The following is a 15,398-nucleotide window of genomic DNA, read 5'->3' as shown; positions in this document are numbered from 1 at the left end:
TTTAACAAAAAAAGCACTTAGACTTTTTACAGATAGATCTAATCTAAAGGTGGTCCACTTTGGCCCGGCGCGGGTGGGTCACTTTCGTCCGGCCAGCTATGGTCACTTTAACCCGGCGAGGGTGGTATACTATGTCCGGCGTTTCCACTCCGTCAAGGCCATGTACGGTGACTTGGACACCGACTTGGAACTCATTTATTTCCATGCCAACGGCTGGTCCCATCCAGTGATGTGGACCTTAGGCCAAGAAGAGCCCAACAATATGCTCCCTGCCATGTGGGGTATCATGCCCCCCAAGGAAAAGCAGGAAAATTATACTCAGTATTTCAAGAACCCGAAGACCTTTGGGGGGTTGAATGCCAAATCCGAAAAGCTCTTTGACCATTTCGTGTACCGGTACTGTTGGGAGAACCAACGTTGCATCATTCCCGTGGACGGTTTCTTTGAACCGCACAATACCAAAGTGAAGGTCAAGGGCAAGGATTTTAAGGTCCCTTTCTATTTCAGACGTAAGAACAGTGACCCGCTATACCTAGCGGGCATCTATACCAACACCTCAGATGGACGGAGGACCTTTGCTGTCCTCACCAAGGATGCCACCCCTATGTTTGAAGAAATCCACAATGAAAAAAAACGACGCCCGGTGATCATTGATGATGAAAATTTAGATGCTTGGTTACATAACGGCAATAATGAATCAGACGTGCAAGATCTTATCGATGACGATTTATGGGAAGGTGACCTCGAAGCCCATCCCGTCACCAAGGACCTCTATAGTAGAAGTGTGGATTCCAACTATCCGGGCATCATTGACAAAGTGGACTACGAAGAAGTGTCCATTTCCTATGGATTACCATAAAAAAGAGGGGCCTGTTGCCAGACCCCTCCCGTAATCCAAACTAGTCTTCCAAAGCCTTGGCCTGCTGTTCCAATGCGGTGACCCTTTCCTTGATCCTTGTTTCACGCTTTTGACGATTTTCCGCATAAGTGTCCTCAATCGCCGAGATCTTGTCCTTGTAGAAGGATTGCATTGCGACATAAAAGGATTGATTGGTAAGGTCATTGGTGTGATTGCTCTCCCCGAGGTGCACCTGACGGGTCAACAGGAACCGGAGCAGTTTGTACAACGTCTCTTTCTTGAAGTTTTCTTTGAACCGGGCCACCAGCTCTTCTCTGGACAATTGGTCATCATCCCCAAGGAAATCCCCAAAGTGTTCCCTTTGGTCATGCCAGCCCAGATTGTTCTCGAACAGTGAGATGGAAATCGCCACCATTTCGTCCGTGGACAACGGTTTTTTACGATTGATATAATCGGTATCTCGGACCATATCCACGACCTCCTTGAACTGGTTGTTGTTCTCGATCTGTTTTTTTCGCAATTCCCTTGCATTGATCTTGATGATCTGTTCCTCGGGGGTACACTCGGCCATCTTACGTTTCTCCAAGGACTTGGCACCTGGACTTTCCTCACTGGTTTCTTCCCTGACCCTTACAAAAACAGGCTGTGTCAAATAGGTATCCGTTTCCAGTAGAATACCCTTTTCAAACCCATGATCGATGGCATTGTCCCATGCCTCCTTTTTCTCTGTAAAGGATTCCATGGCCTCATCCAGGAATTCAGTCAATTCTTCCTCTGTGTATTCATAGTGCCGGTGCTCCTCTTTAATGTTTTCCAAGGTAGGCTCAATTGGCTGCTTTAAAATGTCCAGTTCATTGGTCAAATGTACCTCAAGGCCCACTTTTTCCATTTGGGCCATGACCCATTGGTTCCGCTCCTCGTCCACCCAATATTTGCTGATGTTGGGGACCAGTTTCAATCCCTCCTTTTTCACTCTTTTCAGGAGTTGCATAAAGGTCTTGGTCTTTTTGTTCTCAAAACAAGATGTCCGGGTACAGACCATCTTCCCTTCACCGAACAGGTTCCCTTGGTTGGCGGCATTGAAGGGGCACACAATACATGCCCCTGCCTTGGTCACTAAGGTCTTGTCGGTCACATCAAAACAGGCTTTGGTCAAATCATAAGTCCGACTTTCTATCATCCGTTTGATTCGATGTTCTTGAAAATCCCCTTCCAGACTGTCAAACATCATCTGCTGCTGCTCGGGTTCAAAAAGCGCCACTGCCACCCCAAGGGAAATGGTCATCTCCCTTTTACGGACAAAGACCTTGAATCCCTCGATCAAACCGGCCAACTTGATACGTTGCCGGATATAGTTTTCTGAGCGCCCCAAACGTTTTGCGATTTCGTTCGGTTCGTAACGCTCCAACAGAAATTGGATGGCCTCAGCCTCCTCTGTGGGTTCCACATCCTTGCGTTGCAGGTTCTCAATGATCTGGACTTCCAAGATTTCAGTGTCCCCATAGTCCCTTACCATGGCAGGGATAGTGGTCAATCCAGCCAATTTACTGGCACGAAACCGTCTTTCACCCATAACGATGATATAGCCATCATCTGATTTTCGTACCGTGATCGGCTGTAATACCCCATGTTCAGCAATGCTCTGTGCCAAATGATTCAGACTTTGTTCATCAAAGGTTTTTCGAGGTTGAGTCGGATCCGGTGAAACAAAATCGATTTCCAACATCTGGATCTGTGGAACAGAATTCTGTTCCTTCTTCAGTGTGGTTCGCTTTGCCTTTGAAGATTGCTTTGCATTTCCTTTTCGCCTCACTCTTTGTTTTGTTTGTGCTTCCATGATTTTTGGATTTTGGTTAAACAATATTTGAGCGCTGACCAAGCGGAAGACCAAATTTTGGAGTGACAAGGAAACGGAATAAATAGTGACATCGGCAACGGTTTTATGCCGTCCCTTGTCCGAGAAAATAGTGCGAGCTTAACTTTCGGAAATATTGATTAAAAAAGAAATAACCATTGTCTACTCGAAATAATCGGAATTGAATTGGGATTAATTAGACGGTGAAATGTAAACAAGAAACAAGCATCTCATATCCCAATATTAATAACCTAGAACCAAACTTAATTTTCACTGACCTTCTTATTGACAATACCGTCCATAGTATTAATGAGATTCTGCATGTCTTCCCCTATTTTATGTTCCAAAACTCTTGCATAGATTTGAGTAGTAGAAAGCTTGGTATGTCCCAACATCTTTGAAACTGTTTCAATTGGCACACCATTGGATAGTGTCACTGTGGTGGCAAAAGTGTGCCTTGCTGTGTGGAATGTGACCCTTTTACGGATTCCACAGGCTTTACTGATCTCTTTCAGATAAAAATTGACTTTCTGGTTGCTGAAAACGGGTAAAAGAACATTTTTGATTTTCCTTTCGGAAGACCCTTCATATTTCTTGATAATTTCCTTTGCTTGAGGCAGTAATGGTATTTTCAGTCTTTCATCGGTCTTCATCCTTGTGGTGAACAGCCAATCATTTCCATCTATTCCCTTCATAACATGGTCAGGACTTAGCGCTTTCACGTCAATATAGGACAGGCCCGTATAACAACAAAACAGGAATACATCCTTTGTCCGTTCAACGCCTTGCTTGGCAAAACTGGTTTCTTCAATGAGTCCAAGTTCCCTTTTCGTCAAATGTTCCCTTTGGGCTTTGACAAAATGGAGTTTATAGTTCTCAAAGGGATCCTTTGATAACCATTCCATTCTTACCGCCAATCTTGACATTTTCTTTAGCCGCTCCATATGCTTCATCGCACCATTATTGGTACACCTGGTACGAGTAGATGGCCTGTATTTTCTTAGGTATTGTTCAAAGTCCGATATAAATCGAAAGTTCAGTTTTTTGAGCTTTATATCCTCGATACCGTATTCCTCTTTTAAAAATAGGCCTATGCACCTTTCGGTAATAAAGTAGTTCTTTCTGGTTCCCGGGCGCAAAGATGTGTGCATGGTTCCGTTGTGGTAGGCAATCAATTGCTTCAATGTCTTTCCCCCTTCGTCTTCACCAAAGAACCTTGCCTTGATACCTAAAGGAGTGATTACCTTTTCCTCGGCCATCATCAATCTATGGGCCTCATGCAGGCCTGTATAAATTTGGTCAAGGTACTTGTTCAAAGAGACCACATAATTGGAAAATCCCTTGCCCCTTTTACGGTTATTGTCCCATAAATTAGCTTTAATTTCCCGATTTATGCTAAAATCTGTACGCTCACAGTCGATGGTAATCCTACAATAAATAATAAGGTTATCGGATTGGACGCGGTGTTTCCTCGTGAAGAAATTAATTGTTAAACGATTGTTTTTCTGCATGTTGTCATGTTTTAAACTGTTGATACTGTGAAAGTCAAAACACAAGCAAACTGCTTCAAAAGTCATCTAAAATTACAACATAAAGTGTAATAATCTGCTCCCGTTAAGAACACGCTTTATATGATTTTAGATGGTTTTAATTGATTTTAGATGATATGCCTAAAAACACAAAACACTGAAAATCATAAGATTAACAGTGTTTTGATTTTACTTAAATAAGTTAAGTCGGGGTGGCAGGATTATACCCTTTCCCCATAATATTATATATATCAATCAGTTACAGATTCCGGAACCAAACTGTTAGCCGATTTGTTGACGATATTATAAATGAACTTAAAGTAAAATGCTTTACTTTCTGATGGTGCAAATATATAATTTGTATTATTTCAAACCAACATAAAAAGTCATTTATTTTATGACTCTTAATACTGCTTCAAATTTGGTTCATTATGCCTTATCATTTCTACTAAATATCTTTAAGTTAATCATTCTGGAAACACATTAAATCGAGTAATCAACTATTTCATTATAGGTCTTTTAAGTGATGAACTTCTATAGAAAAATTTGAGGTAGAGAGTATTCATACAATATTACCGAAATATAAACGTCGCAAAATATTTTTCGGAAAAGGGACGGCATAAAGCCATCGCTTCTTCCCTCGCTTATTTATTCCGTTTCCTTTCCACTCTAAAATTTTGTCTTCCGTTTGGGTTTTGCTCAAATATTGTTTAATCTAAAATCATTTAATTATGGAAACAAAAGTAAAATCAAACGGAACAGCAAAAAAAGTAAATGCAACCGTTAAAAAGGAAGTTCAAAAGAAGTTGACCGAGGAAGCTATCGGAAAAGCTGTTACACCGGAAAAGCTCGTGGTAGCCAAAAAACCAGAGATTAATTTGGATGACAGAATTCAAAAGTTTGAAAAATTGAGAGGTTTGGCCAATCAACGTGAACGGTTGACGGAAACATTGAACGAGCTTACCAAGTTCAATTACAATCAGGATGGTTCGAGTTCCTTCCATATAAGGGACTCACGTAATCTGGAATTCAAGACGACCAACACGAATTTAATCAAGTTGGTAACTACACATTTACAGTCCACTTTGGAACAACGTAAATCAGAGATTGAAGAACAGATTCTAAAATTTGAACTTTAATGAAGCTAATGTCTTCAAATGTGAAAGCCTGCTCGCAAGAGTAGGCTTTCTTTTTTTAATCATATCTGTCTTCAGACAGGTCTAAAATCAAATATTATGTATTTAAATCGTTTACAACAAGATGAAATTTTCGTTTCAAATGAAATGAAATCGTTAAAAATTATTACTGGTATGGAGTCTCGAAGAGGACTTGAAAATGCCGTTATTTCCAATGACAAAATTGTGAATGTGGTCTCGAACAGTTATGGCCATATTCCAAATGAATTGTTTTTCAAAAAAGCCGAACAGCTATTACTGGATGCCAATCTGAAATATCATAAACGCACGATTAACAGAAATGACAGGTCTTTCATTGCCGACTTTATAATCGAGGACCATAATCAGTTTTCGTTGAAGAATGAACAGGATAAGATATTACCGATGTTGCGTTTCAAAAATTCCTATGACGGAAGCGAAAAGACTTCCGGGCATTTTGGATTTTATAGAGAAGTATGCACCAATGGCTTGCACGTTGCTCAATCAGAAATAGCATTTTCAATAAAGCACAGCAAAAACAATACAGATTTAATAATGCCGAAATTGAATTTTCTATTCGAGAAGTTCTTGGATAACGAATACTACGAAATCACAAGAAAATTCAGGGAAATGGAAGAAATCGTACTTATCGACACCAAAGCATTCGTAAAGGAAATATTGGAAAAAACGAAACTGTTCCGATATGAATGTAGCGACAAAAACGATAATCCTTCAAAGAAATCCAGGGAATTATTGGATATGATAGCCGAAGAAGGACACGATTATTATAAAACGCCCACATTATGGGATGGGTATAACGCCTTTAATTGGATGCTTCACAATACCTTGAAAAAAACTTTTTCGCAACAGGAAAAATTTGATAAGATATTGTTTGATGAAATATATGCAATGGTTTAAAGAAACATTATAAAAAGGTTCATCCAGTACCTTAAACTGGATTTTCACCTTTTCTAAAAGAGATTGAAGTACTCTAAATTTTCACAAATAAGAAATAATGGTATCTTTGTACCTAATGCAAAAACCAAATAAAATAGCGGCATTTTTCTTTTTAGGCTTGTTTAGCCTAATGATGCTGCATCAGGTTTTTCCGCATTTGCACCATCAACACGAGGACGCTCATTCCCATTCAGATATTGCCCATACTGGCGAACATCATCATCACGATGATGATTCCCACGAAGAAGAATCCCCTTATGGGTTTTTTGGGTTCGTTATGGATATGCACATCCATTCCACGGTATCCAGCGATATAGTCTTACTTGAAAGGAATACAATCGAGCAACAAACCGTTGTTGAAAAGGATGTTGCAAAAAGTTCTTTTGAAACCCAAAATATCTTCTTAATTGATTACAGGCAAAATAGTAAATCGCCTGTCTATCATCCACCCAATAAATACTTTAATCCCTACCTCTCTTCCCTCGACTCACGAGGCCCACCATCTTTAGGTTAATCGTTTAGGACTACGGTATCGCTACGGTACTGTTTCCTTTTATAAATGTAGACCTGTCAGCCGACAGGTAAGATTAAACCTAAAATTTCACACAATGAATAAACACATCGTGTCCGCAATTTGCGGATGCCTGTTCTTTGTTAGTGGTTTCTCACAGGATAAAAATATAGAGCAACTACTTAATGAAATAGAACAGAATAACACGGAGTTAAAAGGCTATCAATCATTCATTGAAAGTCAGCAACTCGAAAACAGGAGCAACAATAATTTGCCCGACCCACAGCTTTCTGGCTTTTATTTGCCATTTGGCGACAATAGAACTGGAGATTATACCGAATATCAACTATCGCAATCTTTTGAATTCCCAACGGTATATGCTGCTCGTGGCAAATGGAACGAGTCTAAATCGCAACAGTTAGCATCAGCCTATGCTAACAAGAGACAGGAAGTCTTGTTGAAAGCGAAGAACACGCTTTTGGAACTTGCTTACTTGCAAAAACAAAAAACTGTTGAAGCAGAAAGAAAAACCCAGAGCAAGCAGGTTTTTGACCAAATCCAAAAACTTTTTGATACCGAGCAAGTAGGCATTTTAGATTTGAATAAAGCGAAAATTGCTTGGATTCAAGAGCAGTTTGCCGTGGAACAGATTGAAACCGAAATTCAAATTTTGCTGTCAAAACTCAAAACGTTGAACGGCGGTAATGAAATTAGTGGCATTTCGACAGGACTTGCATTGCCTATTGAAGTTGGTGCGGAGGAAAGTCTTTGGCAGGAAAAATTATCAAATGACCCTTTACTGCAAGAATTAAAGGCTATTGAGACATCTTCACTTCAAAAAGTAAAACTGGAAAAAAACAAAGTACTACCAAACGTAGCACTTGGCTACAATTATCAAGGCGTTAGCGGTAGTCATTATTCTGGTTTTTATGGCGGTGTCTCGATTCCCCTTTGGAATAGCAAGAACAAAGTAAAAGCTGCCGAAGCCAATTATGAGTATCAGCAGTCCAATACGCAAGTAATTAGCACTTCGCTTTACACACAGTTTCAGGAAACTTATAATCGATACGAATTGATGCTCAAAAAATACAATGAGTATCAAACAACAATGGGCAATTTAGAAAGTGAGGATTTACTTTTTAAAGCCTATATGTTGGGCGAGTATTCGTTTATGGATTACTATGTAGAACTTCAGTTTTACAGAAATGCTTCAGATAAAATGTTGCAAATGGAAAAGGAACTGCAACTGCTTCAAGCACAATTATTAAAACATCAATTATAAATTTTAAACATACAATTATGAGGATTTCCAAAATAATATTCGCAATTCTAACAGTTTCAATTTTCACAATGACATCTTGTAGAGATACGAAATCAAAAACAGAAACCACTGAAGAACACGGTCACGACCACGATGCAGACGGCAACCATATGGGCGATGAAACCATAGAGCAAGAAGAGTTTCAAGTAGAAAAAGATTCTATGGAAATGAAAACGGATAGCCATACCCACGATGAGGGGAAGGAACACCAAGACCACTAAAAAACAAATAGATATAACAGATGAAATATATACTCATAGTGCTTGCCTTTTTGGCAATGTCTTGTAACAACAAGGCAGAAGACGCACACGCACACAATCCCGATGGTAGCCACGAAGGAGAAGAAATTCCACGCTTGGACCACACCATTTGGACAAACAAAACAGAATTATTCGTAGAATTCCCTGCTTTAATAGTAGGCAGTCCAAGCAGGCTTGCAGCCCACTTTACGGTGTTGGACAAGCATCAGCCCGTTCGCGAAGGTTCGGTTACGCTTAGTTTGATTAAGGGCGATAAAGGCATTCGCAATATCGCAGATGCACCTTCATCACCAGGCATATTCTCGCCTACCATTCAACCAAAAGAAGCTGGTAGTTACCAACTTGTTTTTGAATTGAAAACGCCAGACTATTCAGATAAAATAACGATTGACGATGTTACGGTCTATAGTAATGCAGATGAAGCCATAATGGCATTGGGTACTGCCGAAGATGATGGAAGTATCTCGTTCTTAAAAGAGCAGGCTTGGAAAATCGATTTTCAAACCGCACCTGTCGTTACGGGTAAAATTTACGATGTTATCAATACGTCCGGTGTTTGGATGCCATCGCCAGGTTCTACAAAGTCCTTGGCGGCAAAATCCAATGGTGTGGTAGATTTTAAAGTAAATAACCTAACCGAAGGTACAGCGGTAAAACAGGGTCAGTTGTTGATGAGCTTGAACAGTCAAGGTTTGGCATCCAATAATTTAAGTACGGATATCGCTTCCGCGAAAGCGACATTCCAACAGGCCAAATCGGAATATGAAAGGAAGAAAGAGCTATACGAATCCAAAATAGTCCCGAAATCTGAATTTGAAAAAGTAGAGAGCAGTTTCGAGATAGCCAAAGCCAACTATCAATCATTGGTGTCTGGTGTCTCGGGCGGAAGCAAACAAATACGTGCACCTTTTGATGGTTTTATCAAATCCATAACTGTTTCAAATGGCGATTATGTAGAACAAGGTGTTACACTTGTAACCGTTGGGACGCATCAATCCAGAGTTTTAAAAGCGCAGTTAGCACCCAACTACGGACTTACGATGGGTAATTTACAAGGTATATGGTATCAGGATAATGATAACCAATGGAAAGACGTAACTGATGCCGAGGGCAAAATCCTTTCGATTGGTAAGGACGTGGAACGTGAAAATCCTTTGATTTCTGTTTTTACAGAAGTCAATGCCACCGTCGATATGCCAATAGGAAGTCTAACACCTGTTCAGATAGCGATGGGAAATGCAACACAGAACACAATGATTCCTGTGAATGCTCTCTTGGAAGACTATGGAAGCTATTCCGTTATCGTTCAACTATCAGGCGAAAGTTTTGAAAGACGACCTGTTAAGCTTGGAAAGCGCAATGGCGAAAATGTAGAGATACTGGAAGGTCTGCAAGTTGGCGAAGTGGTAGTAACTACAGGAGCATATCAAGTTAAAATGGCTTCAATGTCGGGTTCAACACCTGCACACGGTCACGAACATTAAAAACGAAGAGAAATGTTAAACAAAATATTATCAATTTCACTTCAAAACAGATTGCTCATACTATTGGGAGCGGTTGCATTGAGTGTGTTGGGCGTGTATTATGCACGTACAATGAACGTCGATGTATTCCCAGACCTTACAGCACCAACGGTAACAATCCTTACCGAAGCGCACGGAATGGAATCTGAAGAAGTAGAAAAATTAGTGACCTATCAACTGGAAACTGCCTTAAACGGTTCGCCCAATGTGAGACGCATCCGTTCGTCATCGGCAGCGGGAGTTTCCATTGTTTGGATAGAATTTGAGTGGGGAACCGATATTTATCGGGCACGACAAATTGTAAGTGAACGTATTCCAATGGTACGGGAAAATCTACCCGAAGGAATTGGAGCACCAACAATGGCACCTATTTCATCCATTATGGGCGAAATAATGCTCTTGGGAGTGACATCGGATAGTCTTTCGCCAATGGAACTGCGAACCTTATCCGACTGGACCATCAGGCCTCGTATAAAAGCCATTGGCGGTATTGCAAACGTGGTGGTTATTGGTGGCGATTACAAACAATATCAAGTATTTGCCAATCCCGAAAAGATGAAGTATTACGACGTGAGCCTCTCAGAATTGGTAGAACACGTTAAGGAAGCAAATCAAAATGCGCCCGGTGGTGTCATCAATCAATATGGCAATCAGTACATCATTAAGGGAAGTGGTAGGGCGTATGCGCTGGAAGACTTACAGGAAGCGGTTCTAAAGGAAGTGAATGGTCAAACCATCAAGATTAAAGACGTTGCAACCGTACAAATTGGTGCAGCTGATAAAATTGGCGATGGTTCATTAAACGCAAATCCCGCTGTGATTCTTACTATTTCTAAACAGCCCGATGTGAATACATTGGAGTTGACAGACCGACTGGATGAAGCCATTGCCGATTTGCAAAAAACCCTGCCCAAAGGTGTCAACATCAAAAGTCAAATCTTTAGGCAGTCTGATTTCATAGATGCTTCTATAAGTAATCTAAATATGACTCTTTTAGAAGGTGCGTTCTTTGTAATGATTATCCTTTTCATTTTTCTGATGAACTGGAGGACTACCGTTATTTCCTTGCTGGCTATCCCAATTTCTTTATTGGTGTCCATCATCATTTTAAAATGGCTGGGTTACACTATAAACACAATGAGTTTGGGTGGTATGGCCATTGCGATAGGTGCGTTGGTAGATGATGCCATCATCGATGTGGAAAATGTATATAAACGCTTGCGGGAAAATATCAGAAAACCGAAAGCGGAGCGGGAATCGACCATAAAAGTAGTGCGTGACGCTTCAGTAGAGATTAGAAGTTCCATCATTATTGCAACCTTAATTATCATCGTATCATTTGTTCCCTTGTTCTTTTTAAGCGGAATGGAAGGTCGATTATTGCAACCGCTGGGCATAGCCTTTGTAACATCGGTATTGACCTCATTGGTTGTTGCCGTAACGGTTACGCCTATTTTGTGTTCCTATTTATTGGATAACGAAAAGCTTTTGAACAAGCAGGCAGAAGGTACACGCGTGGAGCGATGGCTACAGAAACATTATGGCAACCTTTTGGAACGGGCAACACGAATACCCAAAACCATTATTGGCGTAACTGTGATTGTTTTTCTGTTAAGTCTTTTAGTGGTCACACAATTGGGAAGGAGTTTTCTTCCTGAATTCAACGAAGGCTCTTTGGTAATTAGTGTGGTTGGTCCACCGGGAATGTCTTTGGAAGAAAGCAACAAGACAGGTAAATTAATCGAGACTATACTATTGGATATGCCCGAAGTAGAGGTTGTTACAAGAAGACAAGGCCGTGCCGAACTGGACGAACACGCGCAAGGTGTCAATGCTTCGGAAATTGATGTGCCTTTTGTTCTTGAGGACAAAACAAAAGAAGAATTCTTTGAAGAAGTCCGAAACAAATTGAGTGTTGCACCAGGTGTCAACATTACCTTGGGGCAACCCATCGCCCACCGTATCGACCATATGCTTTCCGGGACACGCGCCAATATTGCCATCAAGATATTTGGTTTCGATTTACAACGACTGTTTGAAGTAGGCAAAAGCGTAGAACAGAACATTAAGGATATTGATGGACTGGCAGATGTTGCTGTTGACCAGCAAATTGAAGTGCCTCAAATTCGTATTAAACCCAAGCGCCAGATTCTCTCGGCATATGGTATGACGGTTGGTAATTTGATGGAACAAGTAGATATCGCTTTTGCAGGAGAAGAAGTGGGCGAGATTTATGAAGGACAGCAATACTTTGATTTGGTAGTGCGCTATGAAAAACCGTTTCGGGATGATATTGAGAATATCAATAAAACCTTGATTAGTTTACCGAAAGGTGGACAAACTACGTTGGGCGAATTGGCAACAGTTCAATCGGTAAGTAGTCCAAACACTATCAATCGTGAAGATGTACAACGAAAAATTGTGGTCGCTGCCAATGTTCAAGGTAGGGATTTACGTGGTGCAGTAAACGAAATAAAGGAAGTCGTCGCCAATAACGTGAATATGCCAGAAGGCTACCGTGTACAATATGGCGGACAGTTTGAAAGTGAGTCCAAAGCATCACAATTGCTTTTGATAACAGCCATCATCGCGATAGCCATCATTTTCCTGTTGTTGTATTATGAATTTAAGGTCATAAAACTGGCGTTCGTAGTTTTAATCAATTTACCTCTGGCATTGATTGGTGGTATCTTGATTGTGTACTTTACATCAGGTATTATCAGTATCGCTGCGACCATTGGATTTATTAGTCTTTTTGGAATAGCAACCCGTAATGGAATTTTATTGGTTTCTCGTTATGAAGATTTACGAAAAGAAGGAATCCAAGGCTTTCAATTGATAAAGAAAGGAGCTTTGGATAGATTAAATCCAATCTTAATGACAGCCTTTACAACAGGATTAGCATTAATTCCATTAGCCTTAAAAGGTGGCGAACCGGGTAGTGAAATACAAAGCCCGATGGCGGTTGTAATTTTAGGTGGTTTGTTGTCAGCTACGATATTGAATTTGGTGGTAATTCCTTGTGTGTATCAATTAGTTCTGAAAAAAGAAAAATAGTAAATTGATTATAACTGTAAAACCTTCTTACTCTGGTAGGGAGGTTTTTTATGCCATTAGATTTATAATCCCATTCAGCACATTCCCCTACATTCCGCGAAAGCTTCATTCCGGGAAAAGCGCTTCACTCAAAAAAGGTCTTGGACACAACTTCAAAGATTCCGATTTCCATTCCACTTGCCTACTCATTCCCGAGAAAATTCGGGAAGTGGTCAAACTCTATTCCAATCTACATCTTTAAAGTCAAGTCCGCTTTAAATCCTACTTCAAAAGAATAATTTGGTTCTATAATCCGTTCAGCACTTTCCCGCTACATTTCGCAAAAAGCTACATTTCGGGCAAAGAGCTTCTCTATAAAAAATCTTGGACCCAATTCCCGTTTTTGGTTTTCCATTCCGCTTCCCCTTCCCGCTTCGCTGGGAAGGAACGCTACATTCCCAAACCAAAACCGTGAATCCAGTCCGCTTGTAATCGGAAAGTCAAAGCCTCGATTTTCTTAACAGAATTAACGGCAAAGCCTACTTTGGTCTTTACTCGATAATTCTTAAAAACCGAACCTTTGCCTCACACATTTTAAGGGGTTTATAATAGATGAAGCCTTTATTGTTTTTCGGGACAGCGAAAAACAGGTATGGCATAACCAATTCTAAAATAAAGCCATTTGCTCTGTTCGCTTAACTGTCGGTACGCTCTCGTCACAAATGGCTTTATAAGAATTGCTAATACCATTATGGAACTTGTCAAGACTGTACAAGTTTTAGGCAAAAATAAGGTTTCTACTTCCTTGAAAATCCAAGGATTTTACTACGTCGCAAACACACCTGATTTATTCCCTAAAAGTCTTGACAAAACCCACTTCATCCATTGTGCGGAGCACGAAAGAAATCATACAAACACCCCTTAAAATTTAATTCAGTTTAAATCAAAAAGGGAAATATTAATCTTTTAAATCTTTTATTATGAGTACTATTAAAAATCACGTACAGTTAATTGGAAATGTTGGGCAAGAACCAACTATTACGAACCTTGAAAGCGGTAAGAAAGTAGCCCGTTTATCATTGGCAACCAATGAATACTACAAAAACGGCAAGGGCGAAAAGCAAACGGATACCAATTGGCACACCGTTGTCGCTTGGGGCAAAACTGCTGAAATTATCGAAAAGTATGCCGAAAAGGGCAAAGAAATCGGAGTTGTTGGAAAACTAAAGACCCGAACCTATACCACGGACGATGGCAATCAACGCTATGTTACCGAAGTGATAGCCGATGAAATCCTATTATTAGGTAGTAAGTAAAAAGTAAAGAGGGCACTAATACCAGTTTTCAATTAGTTTGTGCCCTCTTCTTTTCATCATTAATTCTAAAAAGATATAACAATGAAAGCACAAGTTAACGAAATAAAAGAAGGATTGCAACATTTTCACGGTTCTGAAATGTTCTATCAAATCCCATTAATACGCACCCGATTTACAAACGGACTGAAATATTTAGCCAACGTAGCAGAGTGTTTTTGGCTCATTACCGATGTTTCAGTAATCGCCAAAAGTTTGCTAAACCGAAGCCATTTTATAACAATAGATTTTAAAAGGCTATCGGAAGAGGAACAGGATTATACAGGCTATGAAGCTGAAATAATTTACAGCGATGGAAATGGGAATATATTTGAAATACACCGATACAATTTTACCGATTTTCCTTTGGATGAACTACGGTTGTATTTTGTGGATAATACGTTGATGCTTACAAGCGAATATTAAAAAGTAAGGCTATGATTTATCTAAATTATAACAACCTCGATGACGAAACCCAACAACATCTACTTTCCGTTTCAAAAGAAGATATAGAAAGCAAATTTGGGAACGACCTTAAAGCCTACGCCAATGAACATCATATGGATTATGATAAGATATTGGACGAAGAAGCGATAAAAAATCTATATTCATATCAGTACGTTTTTAACATCTAAAATAAAAACAAGAATTAAGACCTTTGAACTTTCAGAGGTCTTTTTTTGTGCTTTACTTTTTTCAAATTTACAAGAGCCAATATTCAAAAACTCGACGTCTTAAATTTACTTTTTTATAAAAATCCTATTTTTTGGTATCAAAACTAACCATTTGGAAACAATCTGTATTTCAATATTATATCTAAATAGAATATCTTTAAAAGACTGTTAGCAGTATCAATTTAAAGTATCGTTATCCCATTTTGATTTGACTTTCGCCGATAATGATACCCATCAAAAATTAAACATATCGGAATTTTTTATTCCGAAAAAAAGCAACTGACTTTTCAGTCAGGTTGTTTGAAAAATTTTGTCCCTGCGGGACGAATTTGAGAAGCAAGAGGGTAACACGCCAAGGCGATGTTAA

General features: G+C 39.7%; 13 protein-coding genes. 11 read left to right on the top strand and 2 right to left on the bottom strand.

The features are described from left to right. On the top strand, positions 1-859 hold an 859-nt coding region (locus tag EZV76_RS16230), incomplete at its 5' end, for an SOS response-associated peptidase (RefSeq protein WP_136567586.1). A 40-nt stretch (positions 860-899) separates the two neighbouring features. Here EZV76_RS16230 and EZV76_RS16225 read toward each other — a convergent pair. After that, positions 900-2,696 (bottom strand): ParB/RepB/Spo0J family partition protein, encoded by a 1,797-nt coding sequence (locus EZV76_RS16225; protein WP_136567585.1) that lies wholly within the window; start codon positions 2,694-2,696, stop codon positions 900-902. A gap of 281 nt (positions 2,697-2,977) precedes the next feature. Continuing rightward, entirely contained in the window at positions 2,978-4,225 is a 1,248-nt protein-coding gene (locus EZV76_RS16220) for a site-specific integrase (RefSeq protein ID WP_136567584.1), read from the bottom strand. 749 nt (positions 4,226-4,974) lie between these two features. Between EZV76_RS16220 and EZV76_RS16215 the strand changes: the two genes are divergently transcribed. The 10 genes from EZV76_RS16215 (at position 4,975) to EZV76_RS16170 (ending at position 14,992) form a co-directional block, all read left to right on the top strand. Beyond that, positions 4,975-5,382, top strand: coding sequence for a hypothetical protein (locus EZV76_RS16215; RefSeq protein ID WP_025743398.1), 408 nt, complete (start codon positions 4,975-4,977; stop codon positions 5,380-5,382). A 96-nt stretch (positions 5,383-5,478) separates the two neighbouring features. Next, a complete protein-coding gene (locus tag EZV76_RS16210) occupies positions 5,479-6,315 on the top strand; it encodes a DUF932 domain-containing protein (RefSeq protein ID WP_025743397.1) in 837 nt (278 codons plus the stop codon). A gap of 115 nt (positions 6,316-6,430) precedes the next feature. Beyond that, the gene (locus EZV76_RS16205) at positions 6,431-6,868 is read left to right on the top strand and encodes a hypothetical protein (protein ID WP_025743396.1); all 438 of its coding nucleotides are present in this window, start codon (positions 6,431-6,433) and stop codon (positions 6,866-6,868) included. 94 nt (positions 6,869-6,962) lie between these two features. Next, positions 6,963-8,147 carry a TolC family protein gene (locus EZV76_RS16200; protein WP_025743395.1) on the top strand — a complete coding sequence of 395 codons (1,185 nt, stop codon included), beginning with the start codon at positions 6,963-6,965 and terminating at the stop codon, positions 8,145-8,147. Positions 8,148-8,215: 68 nt separating this feature from the next. Further along, entirely contained in the window at positions 8,216-8,407 is a 192-nt protein-coding gene (locus EZV76_RS16195; protein ID WP_025743394.1) for a hypothetical protein, read from the top strand. Between the two features lie 20 nt (positions 8,408-8,427). After that, the gene (locus EZV76_RS16190) at positions 8,428-9,930 is read left to right on the top strand and encodes an efflux RND transporter periplasmic adaptor subunit (RefSeq protein WP_025743393.1); all 1,503 of its coding nucleotides are present in this window, start codon (positions 8,428-8,430) and stop codon (positions 9,928-9,930) included. A 12-nt stretch (positions 9,931-9,942) separates the two neighbouring features. Continuing rightward, on the top strand, positions 9,943-13,026 hold the full coding sequence (locus EZV76_RS16185) for an efflux RND transporter permease subunit (protein ID WP_025743392.1): 3,084 nt from the start codon (positions 9,943-9,945) through the stop codon (positions 13,024-13,026). 959 nt (positions 13,027-13,985) lie between these two features. Next, positions 13,986-14,321, top strand: coding sequence for a single-stranded DNA-binding protein (locus EZV76_RS16180; protein ID WP_008992779.1), 336 nt, complete (start codon positions 13,986-13,988; stop codon positions 14,319-14,321). An 81-nt stretch (positions 14,322-14,402) separates the two neighbouring features. Beyond that, positions 14,403-14,783 (top strand): DUF6876 family protein, encoded by a 381-nt coding sequence (locus tag EZV76_RS16175; protein ID WP_025743391.1) that lies wholly within the window; start codon positions 14,403-14,405, stop codon positions 14,781-14,783. Between the two features lie 11 nt (positions 14,784-14,794). Further along, positions 14,795-14,992, top strand: a complete 198-nt coding sequence (locus EZV76_RS16170; RefSeq protein WP_008992777.1) for a hypothetical protein — start codon at positions 14,795-14,797, stop codon at positions 14,990-14,992. Positions 14,993-15,398 lie beyond the last annotated feature (406 nt).

The organism is Flagellimonas alvinocaridis (assembly GCF_004916895.1).
GTDB classification, from domain to species: Bacteria; Bacteroidota; Bacteroidia; order Flavobacteriales; family Flavobacteriaceae; genus Flagellimonas; species Flagellimonas alvinocaridis.
The sequence above is the reverse complement of the archived record's forward strand: the minus strand, read 5'-3'. Positions and strand labels throughout refer to the sequence as shown.

Bases quoted from the DNA above. Each gene is read 5' to 3' on its own strand.
- EZV76_RS16205 (WP_025743396.1), top strand. From the start codon at position 6,431: ATGCAAAAACCAAATAAAATAGCGGCATTTTTCTTTTTAGGCTTGTTT.
- EZV76_RS16190 (WP_025743393.1), top strand. From the start codon at position 8,428: ATGAAATATATACTCATAGTGCTTGCCTTTTTGGCAATGTCTTGTAAC.
- EZV76_RS16185 (WP_025743392.1), top strand. From the start codon at position 9,943: ATGTTAAACAAAATATTATCAATTTCACTTCAAAACAGATTGCTCATA.
- EZV76_RS16175 (WP_025743391.1), top strand. From the start codon at position 14,403: ATGAAAGCACAAGTTAACGAAATAAAAGAAGGATTGCAACATTTTCAC.
- EZV76_RS16170 (WP_008992777.1), top strand. From the start codon at position 14,795: ATGATTTATCTAAATTATAACAACCTCGATGACGAAACCCAACAACAT.
- EZV76_RS16180 (WP_008992779.1), top strand. From the start codon at position 13,986: ATGAGTACTATTAAAAATCACGTACAGTTAATTGGAAATGTTGGGCAA.
- EZV76_RS16220 (WP_136567584.1), bottom strand. From the start codon at position 4,225: ATGCAGAAAAACAATCGTTTAACAATTAATTTCTTCACGAGGAAACAC.
- EZV76_RS16210 (WP_025743397.1), top strand. From the start codon at position 5,479: ATGTATTTAAATCGTTTACAACAAGATGAAATTTTCGTTTCAAATGAA.
- EZV76_RS16215 (WP_025743398.1), top strand. From the start codon at position 4,975: ATGGAAACAAAAGTAAAATCAAACGGAACAGCAAAAAAAGTAAATGCA.
- EZV76_RS16225 (WP_136567585.1), bottom strand. From the start codon at position 2,696: ATGGAAGCACAAACAAAACAAAGAGTGAGGCGAAAAGGAAATGCAAAG.
- EZV76_RS16200 (WP_025743395.1), top strand. From the start codon at position 6,963: ATGAATAAACACATCGTGTCCGCAATTTGCGGATGCCTGTTCTTTGTT.
- EZV76_RS16195 (WP_025743394.1), top strand. From the start codon at position 8,216: ATGACATCTTGTAGAGATACGAAATCAAAAACAGAAACCACTGAAGAA.